Annotated in this window: 21 protein-coding genes; 20 read left to right on the top strand and 1 reads right to left on the bottom strand. The window is 25.5% G+C overall.

Annotated elements, in window-relative coordinates:
- Positions 1–10: 10 nt before the first annotated feature.
- Positions 11–772 (bottom strand): glycerol-3-phosphate 1-O-acyltransferase PlsY, encoded by a 762-nt coding sequence (gene plsY, locus NPX79_RS03695; protein WP_381415086.1) that lies wholly within the window; start codon positions 770–772, stop codon positions 11–13.
- Between the two features lie 156 nt (positions 773–928).
- On the opposite strand from plsY, the gene NPX79_RS03690 reads away from it, so the two are divergent.
- From NPX79_RS03690 to NPX79_RS03595, 20 genes are all read left to right on the top strand, one after another.
- Positions 929–1,267 carry a hypothetical protein gene (locus NPX79_RS03690; RefSeq protein WP_381415085.1) on the top strand — a complete coding sequence of 113 codons (339 nt, stop codon included), beginning with the start codon at positions 929–931 and terminating at the stop codon, positions 1,265–1,267.
- Positions 1,268–1,407: 140 nt separating this feature from the next.
- A complete protein-coding gene (locus NPX79_RS03685; RefSeq protein ID WP_381415084.1) occupies positions 1,408–2,022 on the top strand; it encodes a hypothetical protein in 615 nt (204 codons plus the stop codon).
- 190 nt (positions 2,023–2,212) lie between these two features.
- On the top strand, positions 2,213–3,394 hold the full coding sequence (locus NPX79_RS03680) for an arginine deiminase (RefSeq protein ID WP_381415083.1): 1,182 nt from the start codon (positions 2,213–2,215) through the stop codon (positions 3,392–3,394).
- Between the two features lie 27 nt (positions 3,395–3,421).
- A complete protein-coding gene (gene argF / locus NPX79_RS03675; RefSeq protein ID WP_381415493.1) occupies positions 3,422–4,405 on the top strand; it encodes an ornithine carbamoyltransferase in 984 nt (327 codons plus the stop codon).
- A gap of 6 nt (positions 4,406–4,411) precedes the next feature.
- Positions 4,412–5,344, top strand: coding sequence for a carbamate kinase (gene arcC / locus NPX79_RS03670; RefSeq protein WP_381415082.1), 933 nt, complete (start codon positions 4,412–4,414; stop codon positions 5,342–5,344).
- Between the two features lie 74 nt (positions 5,345–5,418).
- Positions 5,419–5,769 carry a hypothetical protein gene (locus tag NPX79_RS03665; protein ID WP_381415081.1) on the top strand — a complete coding sequence of 117 codons (351 nt, stop codon included), beginning with the start codon at positions 5,419–5,421 and terminating at the stop codon, positions 5,767–5,769.
- 268 nt (positions 5,770–6,037) lie between these two features.
- Positions 6,038–6,781 carry an MIP/aquaporin family protein gene (locus NPX79_RS03660; protein ID WP_381415080.1) on the top strand — a complete coding sequence of 248 codons (744 nt, stop codon included), beginning with the start codon at positions 6,038–6,040 and terminating at the stop codon, positions 6,779–6,781.
- A 17-nt stretch (positions 6,782–6,798) separates the two neighbouring features.
- On the top strand, positions 6,799–7,893 hold the full coding sequence (gene glpO / locus NPX79_RS03655) for a type 2 glycerol-3-phosphate oxidase (protein WP_381415079.1): 1,095 nt from the start codon (positions 6,799–6,801) through the stop codon (positions 7,891–7,893).
- Positions 7,894–7,911: 18 nt separating this feature from the next.
- On the top strand, positions 7,912–9,426 hold the full coding sequence (glpK, locus tag NPX79_RS03650; RefSeq protein ID WP_381415078.1) for a glycerol kinase GlpK: 1,515 nt from the start codon (positions 7,912–7,914) through the stop codon (positions 9,424–9,426).
- A 55-nt stretch (positions 9,427–9,481) separates the two neighbouring features.
- Entirely contained in the window at positions 9,482–9,757 is a 276-nt protein-coding gene (locus NPX79_RS03645) for an HNH endonuclease (protein WP_381415077.1), read from the top strand.
- A 93-nt stretch (positions 9,758–9,850) separates the two neighbouring features.
- Complete coding sequence (gene parE / locus NPX79_RS03640) at positions 9,851–11,788, top strand: DNA topoisomerase IV subunit B (protein WP_381415076.1); 1,938 nt, start codon at positions 9,851–9,853, stop codon at positions 11,786–11,788.
- A gap of 15 nt (positions 11,789–11,803) precedes the next feature.
- Positions 11,804–14,632, top strand: coding sequence for a DNA topoisomerase IV subunit A (gene parC / locus NPX79_RS03635; protein WP_381415075.1), 2,829 nt, complete (start codon positions 11,804–11,806; stop codon positions 14,630–14,632).
- A gap of 131 nt (positions 14,633–14,763) precedes the next feature.
- Complete coding sequence (locus NPX79_RS03630; protein WP_381415074.1) at positions 14,764–16,866, top strand: hypothetical protein; 2,103 nt, start codon at positions 14,764–14,766, stop codon at positions 16,864–16,866.
- An 88-nt stretch (positions 16,867–16,954) separates the two neighbouring features.
- The gene (rpmG, locus tag NPX79_RS03625; protein WP_381415073.1) at positions 16,955–17,104 is read left to right on the top strand and encodes a 50S ribosomal protein L33; all 150 of its coding nucleotides are present in this window, start codon (positions 16,955–16,957) and stop codon (positions 17,102–17,104) included.
- Positions 17,105–17,268: 164 nt separating this feature from the next.
- The gene (locus NPX79_RS03620) at positions 17,269–17,673 is read left to right on the top strand and encodes a hypothetical protein (RefSeq protein WP_381415072.1); all 405 of its coding nucleotides are present in this window, start codon (positions 17,269–17,271) and stop codon (positions 17,671–17,673) included.
- Entirely contained in the window at positions 17,663–18,478 is an 816-nt protein-coding gene (locus NPX79_RS03615; protein ID WP_381415071.1) for a TlyA family RNA methyltransferase, read from the top strand. Before NPX79_RS03620 ends, NPX79_RS03615 begins: the two co-directional genes overlap by 11 nt.
- A gap of 82 nt (positions 18,479–18,560) precedes the next feature.
- Positions 18,561–19,856 (top strand): hypothetical protein, encoded by a 1,296-nt coding sequence (locus NPX79_RS03610; RefSeq protein ID WP_381415070.1) that lies wholly within the window; start codon positions 18,561–18,563, stop codon positions 19,854–19,856.
- Between the two features lie 69 nt (positions 19,857–19,925).
- Positions 19,926–20,750: a hypothetical protein gene (locus NPX79_RS03605; RefSeq protein ID WP_381415069.1), complete on the top strand. Its 825-nt coding sequence runs from the start codon at positions 19,926–19,928 to the stop codon at positions 20,748–20,750.
- 78 nt (positions 20,751–20,828) lie between these two features.
- Positions 20,829–21,620, top strand: a complete 792-nt coding sequence (locus tag NPX79_RS03600) for a hypothetical protein (RefSeq protein WP_381415068.1) — start codon at positions 20,829–20,831, stop codon at positions 21,618–21,620.
- The gene (locus NPX79_RS03595; protein ID WP_381415067.1) at positions 21,621–22,853 is read left to right on the top strand and encodes a Y-family DNA polymerase; all 1,233 of its coding nucleotides are present in this window, start codon (positions 21,621–21,623) and stop codon (positions 22,851–22,853) included.
- Positions 22,854–22,856: the final 3 nt, after the last annotated feature.

The following is a 22,856-nucleotide window of genomic DNA, read 5'->3' as shown; positions in this document are numbered from 1 at the left end:
GTGATTTTTTTTATTCATGTTCTGGAATATCGGCTTTCTTTTTAATTACATATTTTTGTTCAGTTTTATTAATAAGTCTTTTAATATTACTTCGATGTTTAAATACTAATATTATTCCAGATAAACTTATTACAACATTTTGAATTACAATTGATTCAAAAAATAATTCTGTGTTAATTGTATGCATATAAGTAATTCATAATACACTAATGTCTTTTAGTAGTAAAAAATCTGTATTAATTTTATTAACTAATGATAACTGTGGAATTCATGTAATGAAGACTAAAATAGCTCCCATAACAATTGATGCTAATGATATTTTTCTTGTTGGCAAGAATATTGCTCATCAGATAAAAGCTGCAATTCCAAATAATATTGGGTTAAAAGTTAACAACAGTCCTAAAAATGATGCAACTCCTTTTCCACCTTTAAATTTATAATACACAGGTCAACAGTGACCAATTATTGCAAATAATCCAGGAATTAAATAACTCATTGTTTCAAAAGAACCACCGTCAAATTTAATAAATGAAATTGCAAAAGCTAATAAAGCTGCCATTGTTGTTTTAAACATGTCCAAAAACATAATTATTAAACCCATTTTTGTTCCAATGACTCTTGATGTGTTTGTTGCTCCGGCATTTTTAGAATAATAATCTCTCGGGTCTATTTTATAAAAAGTTTTACCTATAAAAATAGATCAACTAAAAGAACCGATTAAATACCCTAAAATTGCTGCAATGACCGTTCCTAATATTCCAAAACTACTCATTTTATCCTCGCTATTTTATTTCTATTAAATTATATATTAGTTTTAGTTAATATGCCTATAAATCATATTTTTTTAGTTTAGAAATTATTCAATGATAATATTTAAACCAAGAATATAAAAAATTCTTTTAAAAAATATAAAAAAGGAGACATAATTATGAAAAAAATACTAAGTTTAATAAGTGTTTGTGTGTTCATTACAGGAACTGCAAGTTCAGCTGTTGCATGTAATTTATGACCAGTAACACAAAAAGATAATACATATGATTCTATTGATTTAGCTATTAGAAGTTTGTTAAATACAAGAATTAACGTACCAGAAATAAATAGTGAAAATAAAGAAAAAATTAATGAATATGTAACAGATATAATTCTGCAAGAGTTAAGTAAAAAAGAATACCGTGACCCAGAAATAAAATTTAACAAAGATTTATTAACTGAAATATCTTTTATTGATATTGCTACTAAAAAAATATTTCAAGCGATGATTACCTAAAGAAAAGAAAAGTAATATCTAAAGTTGTAAGAGTAAAAGGAATTTTTAAATACAATGATAAATATACAGTAGTTACTAAAATAATCTTAAAAACTGTTCCTACAGAAAAATATCTAGAAGAAACAATTAATAATTTTGAAATGATTGAAGAAGACACCTTGTTAAATATTGTCAAAACAAAAGATAATTCTCTTGATAAAATTAAAACCAATCTTAAAAATATTATTTTTAAAAAAATCAATAAATATATAACGATTGATCGTGAAAAATTTTCAATCGAAAATATTGAAATTAATTATGATAATAAAAAAATTTCAAAAACACCAATTGTAAATGAAGATTTACAAAAAACCAATAATCAATTAATAACAATAAAGTTTAAATATAAAGATTATACTTTTCCCTATAATCAAAATCTAAAAATGACGGTTATTACTAAACTTAAAAATAATGAAAAAATGATAGAAAATAAAGAAATTAAAATTGAAAAAACACCAACACAAGATATTGTTTTATCAACAGAAATAAAACAAGAAGAAAAAGCTATTGTAAAAATAAAGGATAAAATTAAAGAAGAAACACCAACACAAGAAATTGTTGTATCAACAGAAACTAAAGATAAAGAAGAAACGCCATTAGAAAAAGATATCGAAAAAATAGAAGAAATAACAAATAAAGAAACATTGTTAAAAGCACAAGAAGAAAAAACAACTGAAGAAACAATTAAGTTAATTACACCTAAAACATCTGTTTAAGAAAAAACATAAATATTTAGTTATTAGTAACAAAGATATTTAATGACTAATTAAAATAAAAAAAATTATTAAAAAATATAAAAAAATAGGAAATTATTTTTATATTTTTATTTTTAGATGTACCATATAGTTGTTAGTAGAAATCTACTACAAGTTTAATTCGCAAATAGTTGAATAAGAAAGGTTGTTTATGAAAAAAATTAACGTATTTTCTGAATTCGGAAAATTAAAAACAGTTTTAGTGCATAGGCCGGGAGATGAAGTGGAAAACTTAACTCCAGATCTATTGGAAAGATTATTATTTGATGATATACCGCATAAANAAAATGCAATTAAAGAACATGATAAGTTAACCCAAATAATGAAAGATAATAATATAGAAGTTCTTTATATTGAAGAAATGACAGCAGAAGCTTTAGACCAAAATCCACAGTTAAGAGAAAAATTTATTGATAAGTTTATTGCTGAAGGTGATGTTAAAAAAGAACATATAAAAAGTTTTAAAGATTACTTAATGAAAATGAGTAATTTAGACATGGTTAATAAAATGATAGCAGGAACAAAGAAAATTGAATTGAAAATTAATGATAAAGATGATTATCCATTTGTGGCTGATCCTTTACCAAATGTTTTATTTCAAAGAGACCCATTTGCTTCAATTGGTGATGGGGTAACAATCCATCAAATGTGAACAAAAACTAGAAATAGAGAAACAATATTTCCTGATTTTATGTTTAAATATCATGAAAGATTTGCTAATAAAATTCCTACTTTTTACCAAAGAGATTATTCTGAATCAATTGAAGGTGGAGATATAATGATCTTAAATAAAGATGTAATTATTGTGGGAGCATCTCAAAGAACATCAATGAAAGCTATTGAAAGAATGGCAAAAGAATTATTTGAAAAAGGACAATATAAAAAAGTTATTGTATTGGATATTCCAAAAACAAGAGCTTTTATGCACTTAGATACAGTATTTACTAATGTTGATTATGATAAATTTATTGCTCATCCATTAATTTTTGATAATGTAGATTTATTTAAAATATTTATGATTACACCAAGTGGTAAAACAGAAATTAAAAAACCACTAATTGAAGTTTTAACAGAATTAATTGGTAGAGAAGTAAAAATAATTAAATGTGGTGGAGATGATCCAATTTCATCAGCAAGAGAACAATGAAATGATGGAACAAACCACTTAGCAATTGCACCTGGAGTTGTAATTGCTTATGATAGAAATCATGTAACAATCGATTTAATGAAAAAAGCCGGAATAACAGTTATTGAAACACCTTCATCAGAATTATCACGTGGTCGTGGTGGTCCGAGATGTATGTCAATGCCTTTATGAAGAGAAGATATTTAAGGAGAGAAAAAATATGGCAGTTNNAATTTAAAAGGAAGAAGTTTTTTAAAACTTTTAGATTTCTCATCAAGAGAATTAAGATATTTATTAGATTTATCACGTGATTTAAAACGTGCTAAATATGCAGGTACAGAACAAAAATTAATGGAAGGTAAAAATATTGCTTTGTTATTTCAAAAAGATTCAACAAGAACTAGATGTGCTTTTGAAGTTGGAGCATTCGATCAAGGAGCACATGTTACTTATTTAGGACCTTCAGGATCACAATTTGGTAAAAAAGAGTCAGTTGCAGACACTGCAAGAGTTTTAGGTAGAATGTTTGATGGAATTGAGTTTAGAGGATATAAACAATCTGATGTTGAAGAATTAGCAAAATATTCAGGAGTTCCTGTTTTTAATGGGTTAACTGATGAGTGACACCCAACACAAATTTTGGCCGACTTTTTAACAATTGAAGAAGAAAAAGGTTATCTAAAAGGAATTAAATTTGTTTTTGCTGGAGATGCTAGAAATAATATGGGAAATTCATTAATGGTTGGTTGTGCTAAAATGGGGATGCATTTTGTGGCAGCAGCTCCAAAAGAATTATGACCAGATGAAAAATTAGTTAAAGAATGTAAAAAAATTGCTAAAGAAACAGGTGGAACAATTGAGTTATCAGATGATATTAAAATAGCTACTAAAAATGCTGATGTAATTTACACTGATGTTTGAGTTTCGATGGGAGAACCAGAAGATGTTTGAGCTAAAAGAATTAAACAATTATTACCATTCCAAGTAAGTAAAGAAAATCTTAAAAATGCTAAAGAAGATTATTTATTTATGCATTGTTTACCAGCGTTTCATGATTTAAAAACAGAAGTTGGAAATGATATTTATAAAAAATTTGGTCTAACAGCTATGGAAGTTACTGATGAAGTGTTTGAATCTAAACATTCTGTTGTATTTGAAGAAGCTGAAAATAGATTACATACTATTAAAGCTGTCATGGTTGCTATGGTCGGAAAATAGGTAAATATGGCAAAATTTGTAGTCGCTATTGGGGGGAATGCTTTAGGTAATAGCCCAAACGAACAAAAAGAAATTGTAAAAAAAACAGCTAAAAATTTAGTAGACTTTATTATTAAGGGTAATGAAATAATCATTGTTCATGGTAATGGACCACAAGTTGGAATGATAAATAATGGTTTTAGCGAAGCGCATAAAGTTAGCGATAAGAATCCAATTGTAGATTTTCCGGAATGTGGAGCAATGAGCCAAGGTTATATTGGTTATCATTTACAACAAGCAATTATAAATGAATTAAATAATAGAAAAATTAATAAATCTGTCGTTTCAATTGTTACACAAACTGTTGTTGATAAAAAAGACAACGCTTTTAACAATCCAACAAAACCAATAGGTTCTTTTATGGAAGAAACAGAAGCTAAAAAATTAGCTAAAGTAAATAATTGAGATGTAAAAGAAGATGCCGGAAGAGGTTGAAGAAGAGTAATTGCTTCTCCAAAACCAATTGATATAGTTGAAAAAGAAATTATTAACATGTTGATTAATAATGGTGTAATAACAATTTCAACTGGAGGTGGGGGAGTTCCTGTTATTAAAAAGGGTACTTTATATCACGGTGTTGCAGCAGTTATTGATAAAGATTTTGCTGCAGCAAAAATAGCTACATTAGTAAATGCTGATGGATTAATTATTTTAACGGCTGTTGATCGTGTTTTAATTAATTACCAAAAAAATAATGAAAAAGCAATTGAAAAAATGACTATCAGTGAAGCTAAAAAATATATTAGCGAAAATCAATTTGCTCCAGGTTCAATGTTGCCAAAAGTTGAAGCAACAATAAAGTTTGTTGAAGATAATAAAAATAAACAAGCTTATATTGGTTCTTTAGAGATGGTGGAAAAAGTACTAAATGGTCAATCTGGAACTAAAATCATTAGTTAATCTTTGATTATATACGATTTAAATACTATAATTACATTAGTAATTTATATAAATTACTAATTTTAAGGGGTTTAATGAAATTAAATGGTATTGGTCTTGCTGGAGCAATAGTATCATTGGTTTATTCAGGATTTTTAGCAATTTTTGGATTAATTTATGTTACAGGCTCAGCATTATTTACAGCATTTGAAGCAGTAGCTTCAATTTATTTAGTGTTTTCAATTATTATGTTGGCATTTGCTGTAATCATTATTGTTTTTTCATCATTGGCAATAGCAAAAGGTTCAAATAAATATCGTATGGTATCAGGGATATTATCGATTGTTTCAATAATATTTTCATGATTAATATTCTTTGTAATTGGACCAGCACTAGCAATCGTTGGTGGTGTGTTATTACTTTGTGGAAAAGCAATTTCAAAATAATACAAAATAAAAAGACACTTGTTAAAGTGTCTTTTTATTTTGTATTATAAATATACTTTATAAATTTTTTAAAATATATTTATAATTTTTATATATTAAATTTTAGTGTTATCATTATTTCTATATAAATCATATAAAACTAATAAAATATTCTATTATTTTTATAAAAAATAATAAATTATTCTATTATAATATAAGTGGATATCTAACATAAGATAATCTATTTATAATTTAATTTATTTTTACATACGAAAGGAAAAAAATAGGTATGGATATTTCAACATTTTTTCAACATTTCGGCCTAGAATTATTTGGTACATTCTTACTAATTCTATTAGGTAACGGAATAGTTGCTAACGCAGTATTAAGAGACACAAAAGGAGGAAACTCAGGTTGAGTGGGAATCACTTTTGGATGAGGGTTAGCTGTTTTTGTCGGAGCATTAATTTCGACTGCATTAGGAGGAGCTGCACATCTTAACCCGGCTGTGACAGTAGCATTTATTGCTGAAGGTTCTTTCTTTGCTGGAAATGAATTGTTAATTTTAGCATTCTTTTTAGGGCAAATAGCAGGAGCTGCTTTAGGGCAGATAACTGTAAATGGAATTTACTTTAAGCATTTACAAGCTTCAGATTCTGAATCAATTTTAGCAACACACGCAACAGGACCTCAAAATAGAAACATCTTCTTGAACTTGTTAGCAGAGTTTTTTGGAACATTTGTTCTAGTAATGATGATTTTAGCAACAGCATTCCCTGAATTTTTAGGATTGGGAATTGCTGGATGAAATGGACCAATTATAGTTGGTATAACAGTTATAGCAATCGGACTATCACTTGGGGGAACAACAGGATACGCTATTAACCCAGCAAGAGATTTAATACCAAGAATTGTGCACCAGTTAATGCCAATGTCAGCTAAAGGATCATCTGATTGAAAATACGCATGAATCCCAGTTGCTGGACCAGTTGCTGCAGGATTAGTTGGAGGACTTATTTTCTTAGCTTTCTAGTTTAGAAAATATATTTTATGCCTAACAAAATACATGATATTTGTATTATTGGCGCAGGTATAATTGGTGCTGCATGTAGTTATGAAATTTCAAAATTAAATAAATCAATATTAGTTTTAGAAAAAAATAACAAACCAGCAATGGAAACAACTGAAGGTAATTCAGCGGTTATTCATGGTGGATTTGACCCGACTCCGGGAAAATTAAATGCCACACTTTCTATTGAAGGAAAAAAATTATATCAAACATGATTTAAAGAATTGAATTTTACTTGAAAAAAAGTAGATTCATTAGTAATAGCATTTTCACCATACGAAATTAATGAAGTTAAAAAACTTTATGAACGTGGGTTAGAAAATGGATTGGATAAAACTGAATTAAAAATTTTAAACAGTTATGAAGAAGTAAAAAAATATGAACCTAATGTAAACACAGAAGTTTTAGGAGCGTTATATTGTAGTTCTTCACATATAATTGATCCAATTGAATTAACAAATGAGTTATTAAAAAAATCAAATGCAGATGTACATTTAAAAACAAAAGTCACTGCAATTAAGTTTATTAAAGATAAAAAATACTTTGAAATACAAACAAACAATAATGTGTTTTTTGCTAAACAAATTATTAATGCTGCTGGACATTATGCGGATGATATTGCCGATATGGTAAATGCACGTAATTTTGAACTATTTCGTCGAAGAGGTGAATATCGTATTTTAGAGCTTGACGAAGCTCATAAAGTTAAAAATATTGTATTCATGGCACCAACTATTCATGGTAAAGGAGTTATTGTTTCACCAATAACTGATGGACATGTTTTAGTTGGTCCAACAGCCGAAGATGGAATTCGTAAAGAAGATGTAAGGTTAGTTACACAAGAAATGTATCGAAAAATTGGAGAAATTGGAAAGAAAATTATTCCTGAACTTAATATTGAAAGAACATATAAAGTTATGGCTGGTTCTCGCCCAATTATTCAAAAAACAGATGATTTTCTTATTGAATTAGCAAAAGATAATAAAAACTTCTTAAATATTGCTGGAATAAAATCTCCCGGAATTACGGCGGCTCCAGCAATAGGAAAATATGTAATTAAATTATTAAATTTATAAAAGAAAGAAGGTTTATAAATGAGTAAATATATAGTAACCTTAGATTCTGGAACAACAAGTTGTCGTACACTTGTTATTGATAAAAAAGGGAAAATTGTAAGTAGTTATCAAATTGAATTTACACAAATTTTTCCATCTGGAAAATCAGGTTGAGTAGAACATAATGCTGTAGAAATTTGAAATGCACAAAGAACAACTTTTGTTGAAGCTTTGAACAGAAAAAACATTAAAGGTTCTGAAATAACAGCAATTGGAATCACAAATCAACGTGAAACTGTTGTTATTTGGGACAAAAAAACAGGTTTACCAATTTATAACGCAATTGTCTGACAAGATCGTAGAACAGCTGAATACTGTGACGATTTAATGGAAGATAAAAAACTAATGGAAAAAGTAACGGCGAAAACAGGATTACAAATTAACCCTTACTTTTCAGCAACTAAAATTAAATGAATTTTAGATAACGTTGAAGGTGCTCGTGAAAAAGCTAAAAAAGGTGAATTATTGTTTGGAACAATTGACACATGATTAATTTATAAATTAACTGGTGGTAAAGTTCATATTACTGATACAACAAATGCATCAAGAACAATGATTTACAACATTCATGATTTAAAATGAGATGAAGAATTATTAAAATTATTTGATATACCAAAAGAAATTTTACCAGAGGTAAAATCATCATCTGAAGTTTATGGACACACAACTTCAACACTTTTAAGTAAAGATGATCAAACAGAAATCCCAATCGCATCAGCAATTGGAGATCAACAATCAGCATTATTCGGTCAATTATGTAATGAACCGGGTGAAGTTAAAAATACTTATGGAACAGGGTGTTTTATCCTATTAAACACAGGAGAAAAACCTGTTCGTTCTAAAAACGGATTATTAACAACGGTTGCTGTTAATTTAAACGGTAAAATAACTTATGCTTTAGAAGGATCTGTATTTGTGGCTGGTGCTGCTGTGCAATGATTAAGAGACCAATTAAGAATTGTTTATCAATCATCACAAACAGAATGATATACATCACTTGTAAAAGACGATCAAAAAGTATATGTTGTACCATCATTTACTGGTTTAGGTTCTCCTTATTGAGATTCTTATTCAAGAGGAGCTATTTTTGGTCTTGAAAGAGGAACAAAAAGAGAACATATCATTAAAGCGACTGTAGAATCAATTGCTTATCAATCAAATGATGTTATTAAAGCTATGAGTTCTGATTTAGGTGCACCTTTAAAATTAATTAAAGTTGATGGGGGAGCCTCACAAAATGATTACTTAATGCAATTTCAAGCTAATATTTCAAGAGTTGATGTTGTTAGACCAAAAATCGTGGAAACAACAGCTTATGGAGCTGCATATTTAGCAGGACTTGCAGTTAAGTTCTGAGATATTAAAGACTTGAAAAAAATTAATGAAGCTGACAAAGTGTTTAACACAGAATGATCAGTTGAAAAAACAGATAAATTAAATAAAGGATGAAAAGAAGCTGTTAAACGTACATTTAACTGAATCAAAGAATCTTAATATTGAAAAAGCTAAATTATATTTAGCTTTTTTTATTTTAAAAGGAGAAAATTACATGGACTTAACTAATAAACAAATAGCTGTTTGAAACAATGCTGAAGATTGTGAATGTTTAGATACAAAAGAAAATTTAAGTTCTAATCATAAACTATGTGGGATATGTGAAATGATTATGTATTATGGATCGCATGAAAGTGTAGAAATTCAAAATAATTCTGGTGGTGCTTGAAATATTGATCACATTAAACCTTTATCAAAGGGTGGAAATAATGATATAAGTAACTTACAAGCAGTACACATTGATTGTAATATTTTTAAAGCAGATAGCTAAATCTTATAAAAAAACGTAAATTTATTTGTATTAAAATATCTTTTTATCTGTTACTTTTTATATTATAATTGAGTAAGTAAAACGGGGAATTTTATGGATCAAAAAAATAATAATACTTATGATGAATCGAGCATTCAAGTCTTAGAGGGATTAGACGCTGTTCGAAAAAGACCTGGAATGTATATTGGGACAACTGATATTAGGGGATTACATCATTTAGTATGAGAAATTGTTGATAATTCAATTGATGAAGCTTTGGCTGGGCATTGTGATGAAATTAATATTTCTATTAACAAAGATAATTCAATTACAGTAAGAGATAATGGTCGAGGAGTACCAACAGGAAAACATAAAACTGGTAAATCAACACCAGAAGTTATTTTTTCAACATTGCATGCTGGAGGTAAATTTGGTGGTAATGGTTATAAAACATCTGGGGGATTACATGGGGTTGGATCGTCAGTTGTAAACGCCTTATCTAGTAGTTTTATTGTTAAAATTTATCGTGAAGGTAAAATTTATGAAATATCATTTCATAATGGAGGATTGTTAAAAAAATCTTTAAAAGAAGTTGGTAAAACAACAAAACATGGAACAGAAGTTACTTTTAAAGCTGATCCAAGTATATTTGTTTCATTAAATTACTCATTTTTAACAATATCTGAAAGAATTCAAGAATCAGCATTTTTAAATAGTGGTTTAAAATTAACTTTAACTGATTTAAGAAAAGATGCTCCAAAAGAGGTTAGTTATAAATATGATTTAGGATTACAAGAATTTATCACATTTATTAACAAAGATAAGAAGATTTTATCAACACCAATTTTATTAAGAGGAAATGAAAAAGATATTGAAGTTGAAGTTTGTTTACAATACTCAAATGACTTTAATGAAAATTTAGTTGCTTTTGCAAATAATGTAAAAACAGCTGAAGGTGGGACACATGTTACAGGTTTTAGAACTGGGTTAAATAAAGCTTTTAATGAATTTGCAAGATCGAGCAATATTTTAAAAGATAAGGATAAAAACTTTGACTCATCTGATACAAAAGAAGGATTAGCTGTAATTGTATCTGTTAAAGTTCCAGAAAACTTAATTCAATATGAAGGGCAAACAAAAAATAAATTAGGAACACCAGAAGCTCGAAGTGTTGTTGAAAATGTTGTTTACAATCAATTAAAATATTGAATTCAAGAAAACCCTAAAATTGCAGAACAAATAATTGAAAAAGCTATTTTAGCAAGGATTGCTCGTGATGAAGCTAAAAAAGCTCGTGAAGCTGCAAGAAATTCTAAAAAACGTTCTGGAACTGATCGTATGTTAGTTGGAAAATTAACGCCAGCTCAAAATAAAAATAAACATGTAAATGAGTTATTTTTAGTCGAAGGAGATTCAGCTGGTGGAAGTGCAAAATTGGGGCGTGATCGTAAATTTCAAGCTATTTTACCTCTAAGAGGTAAAGTTATAAATGCAGAAAAAGCAAAACTACAAGATATCTTTAACAACGATGAGGTTCAATACATGATTAATGCAATTGGAGCTGGTGTTGGTAATGAATTTGATATTAATGATATTAACTATGGTAAAGTCATAATAATGACTGATGCTGATACTGATGGAGCGCATATTCAAACATTGATATTAACTTTCTTTTATCGTTACATGCGTCCTTTAATTGAAAACAAAAAGGTGTACATTGCTTTACCACCCTTATATAAGTTAACAGAAAGAAAAACTAAAAAAGTTTCTTATGTTTGAGATGAAAAAGATTTAAAAAATAAAGTAAAAAACAATAAAGAAAAGTATGAATTACAAAGATATAAAGGTTTAGGGGAAATGAATGCAGATCAACTTTGAGATACAACAATGGACCCTCAACATCGTCAACTAATTTTAGTTGAAATTGACAATGCTTCAATTGCAGAAAAAAGAATTGTTACGCTAATGGGTGATGATGCTAAAAAAAGAAAAGATTGAATTGTAGATAATGTAAAATTTTCATTAGAAGAAAATAACGGTCATATCATTTAAAGTATAGGAGAAAATATGGATCAGAAAAAAGAAAACAATATAATATATAGTTTAAATGAAATATTAGAAGATCGATTTGCAAGATATGCTAAATACATTATTCAAGATCGTGCTTTACCAGATATTCGTGATGGATTAAAACCCGTTCAAAGACGAATTCTTTTTGCTATGAACGAATTAAAGTTATTTCATTCAACTGCTTATAAAAAAGCTGCCAGAATTGTTGGAGAAGTTATCGGAAAGTATCACCCACATGGAGATACATCAGTTTATGATGCAATGGTTCGTATGAGTCAATCATGAAAAATGCGTTACCCGTTAGTTGACATGCATGGTAATAACGGATCTTTAGATGGTGATTCAGCTGCAGCTATGAGATATACTGAAGCTCGTTTAAGTAAAATTTCTACCTATTTATTAAAAGATTTAGAGAAAAAAACAGTTGAGTTTATTGCTAACTTTGATGATTCAGAAACAGAACCATCAGTATTACCGGCAAGTCTTCCTAATTTATTAATTAATGGTTCAACAGGAATTGCTGCTGGTTATGCCACAAATATTCCTCCGCACAACTTAACAGAATTAATTAAAACTATAATCAAAAGAATTAAAAATCCTAATAGTAATTTAGAAAGTTTAATGAAAGTAATTCAAGGACCAGATTTTCCAACTGGAGGAATAATTCAAGGGACAGACGGAATTAAAGAAGCCTTTATGACAGGTAAAGGTAAAGTTATTTTACGTTCTAAAATTGAAGTTGATAGCGACAAGAATTTAGTTATTACAGAAATTCCTTACGAAGTTGTTAAACAAGATTTAGTTAAAAAAATTGATGATGTTTGTTATTTAGAACCGGGACTAAATGTTAAAACAGTACGTGATGAAACAGATCGTAATGGATTAAGAATAGTTATTGAAACTGGTAAAAATGCTAATGTTGATGTTATTAGAAAGTATTTGTTAAAACATACAAACTTGCAAATTTCATATAATTATAATATGGTTGGAATTGCAAATAAATCTCCAATTTTATTTAATTTAATTGATTATGTTGATAATTATATTTCTCATCAACAAAAAGTTATTATAAATAGAACTAAATTTGAACTGGCAAAAGCTGAAANNAAAAGATTAGAAATTGTTGCTGGTTTAATTAAAGCAATAAGTATTTTAGATGAAATTATTAAGATAATTAGACAATCTGAAAATAAAGCAAACGCAATTCAAAACTTACAAACAAGATTTGACTTTACGTTTGTTCAAGCTGAAGCTATTGTATTGTTAAGATTATATCGTTTGACATCAACTGATATTTTAGATTTACAAAATGAAACAAAAGATTTAGAAAACAAAATAAATGAATTGAAGTTAATTTTAAAAGATAAAAATGTTTTAAATCAAGTTATTATTGATCAATTACAAGAAATAATGAATAAACATAAAAGTATTCGTCGAACAATAATTGAAAATGATATTGAAAATATTGATATTGATATCACAGAAACAATTCCTGAAAAAAATGTTAATATTTTAGTCTCAAGAGAAGGTTATTTAAAAGTATTAGAAGAAAACAAAAATGTAAAATTTAACATTGAAGATGTTAAAAAGAAAAGTGAAGATTCATATATTGCAAATATTAGCGCTTCAACATTAGATACTTTATTGATAGTAACTTCAAAAGGAAATTATGTAATAATTCCTATATTTAAAATTAAACAATCTAAGATTCGTGAAATTGGGGTTCACATTAATACAATTTCTCAAATAAGTGGGGATGAAAAAGTTGTTTCAACATTTTTAATAAATGATATTGAAAATAGCTCACACAAAATTGCCTTTTTTAGTAAATTTGGGTTTTTTAAAGCTACAAATGTTGCTGAATTTGCTGCTAAAAGAATTAGTAAAGCAATTAAATGTATAAACTTACAAGATCACGATGAAGTTATTAGTGCTAAATTAATTAAAAATGAGAAATTAATATCAATAATTACAGAACAAGGATTTGTTGTTAAATATAAAATTGATGAAATTCCGCTTTTAGGGTTAAGAACAAAGGGAATTAAAGCAATTAATTTAAAAGATGACTTTGTAGTTGGAGCATTTCTATATAACCCTAAAGATAAAGCATATATCTTTACAAGTAAATATAAACACGGAATTTATAATTTAGATAAATTTGAATTTCACAAACGACCAGTTAAGGGTTCAAGAATAATTAATTTTAAAGCAAATGATAATGATAAAATCATTGGTGCTTTCAGTAGTAATTATGGTTCTATTGTTAAATATGTTTATACAAATAATGAAATTGAAGAATATGATTTTATAAATTGTGAAAGCAAAAACAACATAAAACCAGCAAATGTTATAGACACATTAGAAAATATTGTTCAAGATAGTTTCTTTAACATATTGGAGAAAAGTGGTGCAAAAAAACCAAAACCACCAACAAATAATAATGGTAACAATAAAGTTTCAAACACAACTAAAACTGCTTCTACAGATGCTAATAAATCAAAAAATGTTAGACCAAATAAAGAATTAAAAAAAGAAGAAGACCTAACAATCATTCATCAATTAGATGATGAAAAAAAACCACTCAAAAAAAATGAGGATACAAAATCAGCAATTATTAATTTTGAAAAAGTTGATAAAACAATTATTTTGGATGATTTTCAACCAAATATTGATCACGAAATTATATATGATAATAATAGTGATATTGAAGTGTCACCATTTCTTAAAGAAAATTCAGAATTTTTTGAAAAAGAGTTTAGTGAAACTAATTTTATGGACAACATATTAAACAAAAATATGTTTTTAAATGAAGTTAAAAAAACCTAAAAAAAGCTAAAAAAACAAATGCTAAAAAACCAGCTGAAAAAAAATTAGGAAAAAAACAAATTGATTTAGATAATGATTTCAAAAATAAAATATTAATTGAAGATGAAGATCAAATTATTAATGTTAACAGATTGTCTTTTGATGATAATGAAGATAACATTTTGGAAGAAAATAATGAAATTGTTTCAAATGAAATAATAAATGAACCTGAAAATAAACAATCTGAAATTTCTACTCAACAAAAAAAAGTTGTTAACAAAACTTTATTTAACTATGATGAATTAAAAAAAGTTATTGAAGATTTAGAAAATAATAGTTCATCAAATTTAAATTCAGATGAATTAATTGAAGAAGAAGAAAAAATTGAAGTTCAAACAGAACAAAAAAATGATTTATTATCTGAATCACAAGAATATATTCAAGAACCTGTTAAGGAAAAAGAAATATTTGCAGCTCAAGCAGAACAATATGATGTTGAAGAAGAAGTTTTATCAACTGAACCAGACATTGAACAAGTTATTGATGAGCAAAATATTGTTGAAATTCAAAAAGAACAAAATATTGTTGAAGAAGAAGTTTTATCAACTGAACCAGACATTGAACAAGTTATTGATGAAAAAAATATTGTTGAAATTCAAAAAGAACAAAATATTGTTGAAGAAGAAGTTTTATCAACTGAACCTGACATTGAACAAGTTATTGATGAGCAAAATATTGTTGAAATTCAAAAAGAACAAAATATTGTTGAAGAAGAAGTTTTATCAACTGAACCTGACATTGAACAAGTTATTGATGAGCAAAATATTGTTGAAATTCAAAAAGAACAAAATATTGTTGAAGAAGAAGTTTTATCAACTGAACCAGAAGTTATTGAAGCTCATGAAGAACAAAATGATGTTCAAGAAGAACAAAATGATTTTGAAGAAGAAGTTTTATCAACTGAACCAGAAGTTATTGAACCTCAAGAAGAACAAAATAATGTTGAAGATGAAGTTTTATCAACTGAACCAGAAGTAAATTTAAAAAATGTTGAAAAAAAAGATATTAATTTACATGATTTTAACGAAGAAAACATAAATGAATTAGATGAATTAATAAATAATGTTTCTGATGAAAATAACTTTGTAGAAAATGAAAAAGAAAAAACTTGAAATGCAGAGATTGAAAAATTTGATAATAAAAATGATAATTTTGAACATTTAGAGTTTACAAATATTATTTCATTTATAAAAGATGATGAAAAAGAACAATTCAAACTAGAAGATGAAGAACAATTCAAACTAGAAGATGAAGAACAATTCAAACTAGAAGATGAAGAACAATTCAAACTAGAAGATGAAGAACAATTCAAACTAGAAGATGAAGAACAATTCAAACTAGAAGATGAAGAACAATTCAAACTAGAAGATGAAGAACAATTCAAACTAGAAGATGAAGAACAATTCAAACTAGAAGATGAAGAACAATTCAAACTAGAAGATGAAGAACAATTCAAACTAGAAGATGAAGAACAATTCAAACTAGAAGATGAAGAACAATTCAAACTAGAGGATGAAGAACAAAAACAAAATGATTTTGACTTTTTTGAAACTAATAATGAAGATCATAATGTAATAGAAGATGGAGAAATAACTAAAAATACAACTAGATTTAATTTTGATGAAATTGAAAATGGAAATAAGGATGTTGTTTTAGATAATAATTTAACATTTGATTACAACAGAGAAGGTTATTCTTTTAATAATAATTCTGTTTACGGTAAAAAATTTGTTGACAATATTTCAGATCCAAATAAATTAAAAGATAATCAAAAAATTAATGATAATAAAATATTTAACAATATTAAAGCAAAAGCAAAATCAGACAGAATAAAACAATTAGAAAGATTAGAAAAAACTTATTATATAGATAGTGATAAAAATATTAATGAAAAACAAAATATAAATAGTAAAAATGATATTTTTATAAAAAGTGAAAAAATAACAACTGAAGATTTGCTAAAGTCAAAAACTTATTTAGTAGAGCCTGTTACAACAATAGATAAATTAGTTAAAGAACCTAAAAGAGTTGAATTACAACAAAGTACTTTTTCTAATAAAACAAGTAAAAGTAATTTAGATGAAAAAAGAAGAAAACAATTAGAACGAATTGAAGGTTTATCTAAAGGTAATAATAATGAAAACGACAATGAACAAATTGATGATTTTACAATAAATAACACATCAGATTTTTAATAGTATTTAAAAATCATTTAATAATAGTAATAATTGTGTTATTATTATTTATGATGATTAGAAAATAAATGGAAAAGAGGTATCTTTCATGAGAGAAGGTATAATACTACGTTGTTCTGAATGTAAAGAAGAAAATTACATAACTAAAAAGAACAAAAAATTACATACTGAAAAGTTAGAAACAAAAAAACATTGTTTTAAATGTAATAAACACATGAAACATGTTGAAAAGAAATAAATAAAAATAAGGCTAAAAGCCTTTTTTTATTTATTTTAAGTAAATGATATAATTAATATATGAACATTTCTGAAAATAAAAAATATTTTGATTATTATAAATGAAAAAATAATAAGTGGAAAAAAAAGTAAAAATTCAATGGCATTTTACNNAAAGAAAGTAATTTGTATTTTTTTGATGCAAAAATTTTTAAAGTACCACTTAATCAACCACATGAAATATATGTCGATATTTTAAATAATAAAATTATTTTTAATAAAGAAATTGTTAAAATGAAATTAGATGGGGTTTTTAAACAAAACAAAATTGAAATGTATTTTTTAAAAGATATTTTTTCGCAAGATGTGAGTGATAATAAAAATTGTTATATAGATTCTAATTATTCAAATATATTAGAACATTTGTTTATAGAAGCTGATATTGATTTAAAGTGATCTGAAACATATGGAGCTTTTTGATTTAAAAAAGTAACTGATTGAATACTAAAAGAAAATGAATTATGAAATCATTACAGAGAAACAAATAAGCGAAAGGGAGTCAATAAATTTTGACAAAAATATGAAAAATAGATTAGATATTATTTTAGTTGAAAAAAACTTTGCTTCCTCAAGAGAAAAAGCTAAAAGATTAATTATGGCAAAAAGCGTTTTGGTAAATAATGAATATATAATCAAACCAGGTCATATAATAGATGAAACTGCAGAAATAAGAGTTAAAGAAAATATCAATAAATTTGTTTCAAGAGCTGGAGATAAATTAGAAAAAGCGATTATAGATAATAATTATCAAATAGAAAATAAGGTTTGTTTAGATATAGGATCATCTACAGGTGGATTTACGGATTGCTTGCTTCAATTTAATGCGAAAAAAGTTTATGCTGTTGATGTTGGTACAAATCAATTAGATTTTTCACTGCGACAAAATCCAAAAGTTGTTTCTATAGAAAAAACTAATTTTAGGTATTTTGATAATAGTTTAATTAAAGAAGATCTTGATTATATTGTTTGTGATGTTTCATTTATTTCAATAACTAAAATTATAGACAAAGCATTAAGTTTAGCTAATGAAAACACAATTTTTATTTTTTTAGTTAAACCTCAATTTGAAAGTGAAAAAGAAGAAATTGGAAAAGGGNGGATCGCAAATAAGTTTGAAATTCACTTTAAAGTTTTAAAAAAGATTATTAATTTATTAAATGAAAAAAAATGTGAAATATTAACACTTGATTATTCTCCAATAACAGGAAATAAAAAGAATAATATTGAATATTTATCATGTTTTAAACTAAATGATAAGGTAGATAACTTTGTTGCTTGAAATGATGTTTCTGTTAGCAACATCATTAATAAAGCTTTTAATAATTTTATTAAATAAAGAAAATATTTTTTAGGTTATTTACTCTTTTTGAGTGTTATAAATTTTAAAATACTATATTTAAAGTATTTTGGAGGTTAACATGAAAAAAATATTAATATTGTTATCTTTAATATCTACAATTGGTGTATCTGTTAGTTCAATAATATCTTGCGGAAATTATCAAAAAAATCCAGAAGCAAATAATAAAGAAACAAAAGAAGTAGTACAAGAAGAAAAAGAAGTAGTACAAGAAGAAAAAGAAGTAGTACAAGAAGAAAAAGAAGTAGTACAAGAAGAAAAAGAAGTAGTACAAGAAGAAAAAGAAGTAGTACAAGAAGAAAAAGAAGTAGTACAAGAAGAAAAAGAAGTAGTACAAGAAGAAAAAGAAGTAGTACAAGAAGAAAAAGAAGTAGTACAAGAAGAAAAAGAAGTAGTACAAGAAGAAAAAGAAGTAGTACAAGAAGAAAAAGAAGTAGTACAAGAAGAAAAAGAAGTAGTACAAGAAGAAAAAGAAGTAGTACAAGAAGAAAAAGAAGTAGTACAAGAAGAAAAAGAAGTAGTACAAGAAGAAAAAGAAGTAGTACAAGAAGAAAAAGAAGTAGTACAAGAAGAAAAAGAAGTAGTACAAGAAGAAAAAGAAGTAGTACAAGAAGAAAAAGAAGTAGTACAAGAAGAAAAAGAAGTAAGAAAAAATTCTAAAAGTTTAAAAATTGAAAAAATTAATATTGAAAATTTAAATTTAGAAGAAGAAGTTAAAAATATTAAAATAGAAAATATTAAACTTGCTAGAAAATATAATTTTAATATAGAAGAAGTTTTAAAACCTATAATATTGAATAAAATTTATGAAACATTAAATAAAAAAAATATAAAGTATGATAAAGATTCTATTTTAATTAAAAATATTTTTAAAAACAATTTAGCTTTAAATAGTAAAAAAATATTAATTCAAGCAGATTTTAACCCTTGATGAAAATCTGTTGATTTATCTTTAACTTTAGAAGTAAGTGTTAAAGATAAAATATTTAATACAATAAAACCTTTTATAGTGGAACTAAGCGAAAACAAAGATGAGTATTTTAAAAACTATTTTAAAAATCAAGCATTTAAAGAAGTTTATTTTTCTATCAATTCAAATGTTGAAGATTTAAAACATAAAATATTACAAAACATTTATAAAGATTTAGAAGCACCTATCAGAGAAGAAAAACTTAAAAAAAGCGATATTTTAATCAATGAAATTTACTTTAAAGATCATAATTTAAATATAAAAATCTCAAATGATAGTTTAAAGAACAAAAGACCCAAAACAATATATTTAGAATTACAATATAAAGATAGTTATCTAATTAAAAATAATAATGAAATAAATATAATATATGAAATGTATAGATAATTTATTTAATGAAGTATATTAATTTGTTATAATATATGTATAATATAATATTAAATTTTAAGGATTTTTATGAAAAATAATTACAGAAATTTTACAGCTAATAATAGTTCAAAAAAAGAAAATATTAGTTTAGATGAAAGAATTAGTAATCTTAAAAAAATGTATAAAGGTTCTAATTCGCAAGAAACAAATATTAATTCAAAAAAAGAAAATTTTGAAAATGAAAATAGATATGCTGAAGTTAACAACAATAATAAAGAACTAAAATATGTGGTGATTAATAAATTGGATGGAATTTTACTAGATGATATACAATATGAAAACAACGATTATCTAGATGAAAAAAAAGAAGTTAAATTAAATAGCAAATTTAAAAAAAGTGATGTTTTAGATCAAATAAGTTTCACAAACAAATATAATAAGTATCATTGAGAAAACTATAATACTAAAAATCCTAGTTTAAAAAAAGTTGAATATAATAAAGAAGATTTAGATAATATAAATGTTGTCCCGTATTACGTAAATAAAGATAAAACTAGTTTGACTTCAGAAAGCAAATTAGACAAAAAAGATAACTTAAAAACAAAACAAAATATTTCTGCTCAAAAATCTGTTAGAACAATGAGTAATCCAACTTCATTAAATGATATTATTAATAGTGTTAAAAGAAATAAAGAAGTTTTACATGATGGACAATTAGAGTTAAGTTCTGATAAATATATGGATGTGGATAAATTATCATTAGAAGATAAGCTAAGATTATATAAGGCAGCAAATGATCCAAATAATCCTGATCATTTGTTATATAAAAAAATGATGCAACAAAAGTTAAAATCTAATAATCTTATAGCTAATGTAAAAGATAATTTAGCAAAGTTTAAAAAAGAAAATTAATATAAAACAATCTTAATTGATTGTTTTTTTAATATGAATATATAATATAGTAAAGTTAAAGTTACTAAGGAGAATAAAATGTTTGTAAATGAAGAATTTCCAATTATAATTTTTGCGTTTGAATTTGTTTTACAAATTTTCATATTAACTTTTTTATTTTCTATATATAAAAAAGTTTTAATTCCACAATTTCTTGATAATTTTAGTAACTCTAAAAATGAGAATTGTGACTTTATAATAAAAAAATATTTATTTAAACGTAAGATAGAAGACATTAAAATTATCAAAGATAACAATGCTAATTTTTATAATTCTTTTAGTGCTAAAAATAATACATTAGAAATTAACAGGTTAGAAGTATTTGAAAATAGCAGCTTCTATATTAATGGGATTGTGTTAGATTATTGTATCTCTAGAGGTTTTTTGGTTGACTTATCAATAAAAAAACCAAACACAATGCTTTATTTTAAATTGTTACTATATGTTTTACCAATAATTTTTAACATAACATTTTATTTTTTCTTTATTTTACAAATGATTTTGTACTCTGTAGCAAAAATAGATTATAATCTTATTCTTGATATTTGATTTTTATTTTTGCTGTATAAGTTTAATATTTTATCACTAATTTCATCTAGTTTTTTTATTTTATGAATTTTCATTATATTTATTAATCCCAAAATTAAAGAAAAATTAGAAGATTTATATGAGTTAAATGTTACAAATTATGTTAGCAGTAATTATCCATTGTTATATAACGAATGAATTATTGCAAGAAGATTTTCACGTTCAAATAAATATACATACACAACTGGATTTGGATTTTTGTTCAAAAAAAATTATGTTTATACCGGAATATTGGGGGTGTAAATGAAAGTTATATTACATGTTGATATAAATTCATTTTTTGCAAGTTGTCATATGGCAGAAGATAAAACATTAGAAAACAAACCAGTTGTTGTGGCTCCAAATAAACTTCGTTCTATCATTGTTACTGCAAATTATGTAGCTCGTAAATATAATATTAAAGCAGGGGACCCATTATTTTTAGCAAAAGAAAAATGTGATAGTTTAGTAGTTATAAAATCAGATTTTTCATTATATGTAAAATATGCTGAAAAATTTTTCAATTTATTGAAAAAATATACAAATTTAATAGAAATAGCTTCAATTGATGAATGCTTTATGGATGTAACAACAACTCTTAAAAATTATAATAGTGTTAAAGAGTTATGCGCCATTATTCAAAAAGATGTTTTAACAGAATTACAACTTCCAGTAAGTATTGGAGCCAGTTTTAATAAAACATTTGCAAAAATTGCTAGTGATTTAAAAAAACCTTTAGGTATAACGATAATCAATGAACATAATTATCAACAAGTAATATGACCTTTATCAATTCATAGTGTATCTGGATTGGGTAAAAAATCATGCAATAAATTAAATACTTTAGAAATATTTACAATAAACGATTTAGTACAATATGAATTAACAAGCAATGAATCACTAACAGTCTTTAATCTTATTACAAAATTTAAAGCTAAATTAACAGGAAATGATTTAAAAGACACAATAATTTCTTCTGATAACTCTATTAAATCAATAGGTAATGAAGAAACATTTGAAAAAGATTTTATTTTATATGAAGACATAAATAATTTTTTTAAAAAAATTAGCAATCATATTTCTTTACGACTAAAAAATCGTGTTGTAGTTGGTAATGTTATATATTTTACAATTAAATATGCAGATCAAAACACTAAAAAAATAACAAGGCAAATAAAGTTAAAAGATTATACAAGTGATGCAAATGTTATTTATAAAAATGCTATTAATTTATTTGAAAAATATTGAAATAATAAAGCTATAAGACTTTTGGGTGTTGGTGTTTCAAATTTATTAAATAAATTTGAACAAAAAGAACAAATAAGTTTGAATGAAATCATGTCTAATAATAAAATAAAAAATATAACAACTAAAATATCAAAGATTACTAATTCTAAAGTTATTACCGGAGATAGATTTTTAGAAGAAAAGTATATTAATGATCAACAAAACAAATATATTGAAGCTGATAAAGTTAAGGTTAAAAAGGGGAGATAAGAA

Origin of the sequence: Spiroplasma endosymbiont of Anurida maritima, assembly GCF_042465095.1 — a bacterium.
Classification (GTDB): domain Bacteria; phylum Bacillota_I; class Bacilli_A; order Mycoplasmatales; family Mycoplasmataceae.
This window is presented reverse-complemented; position numbering and strand designations above follow the sequence as displayed.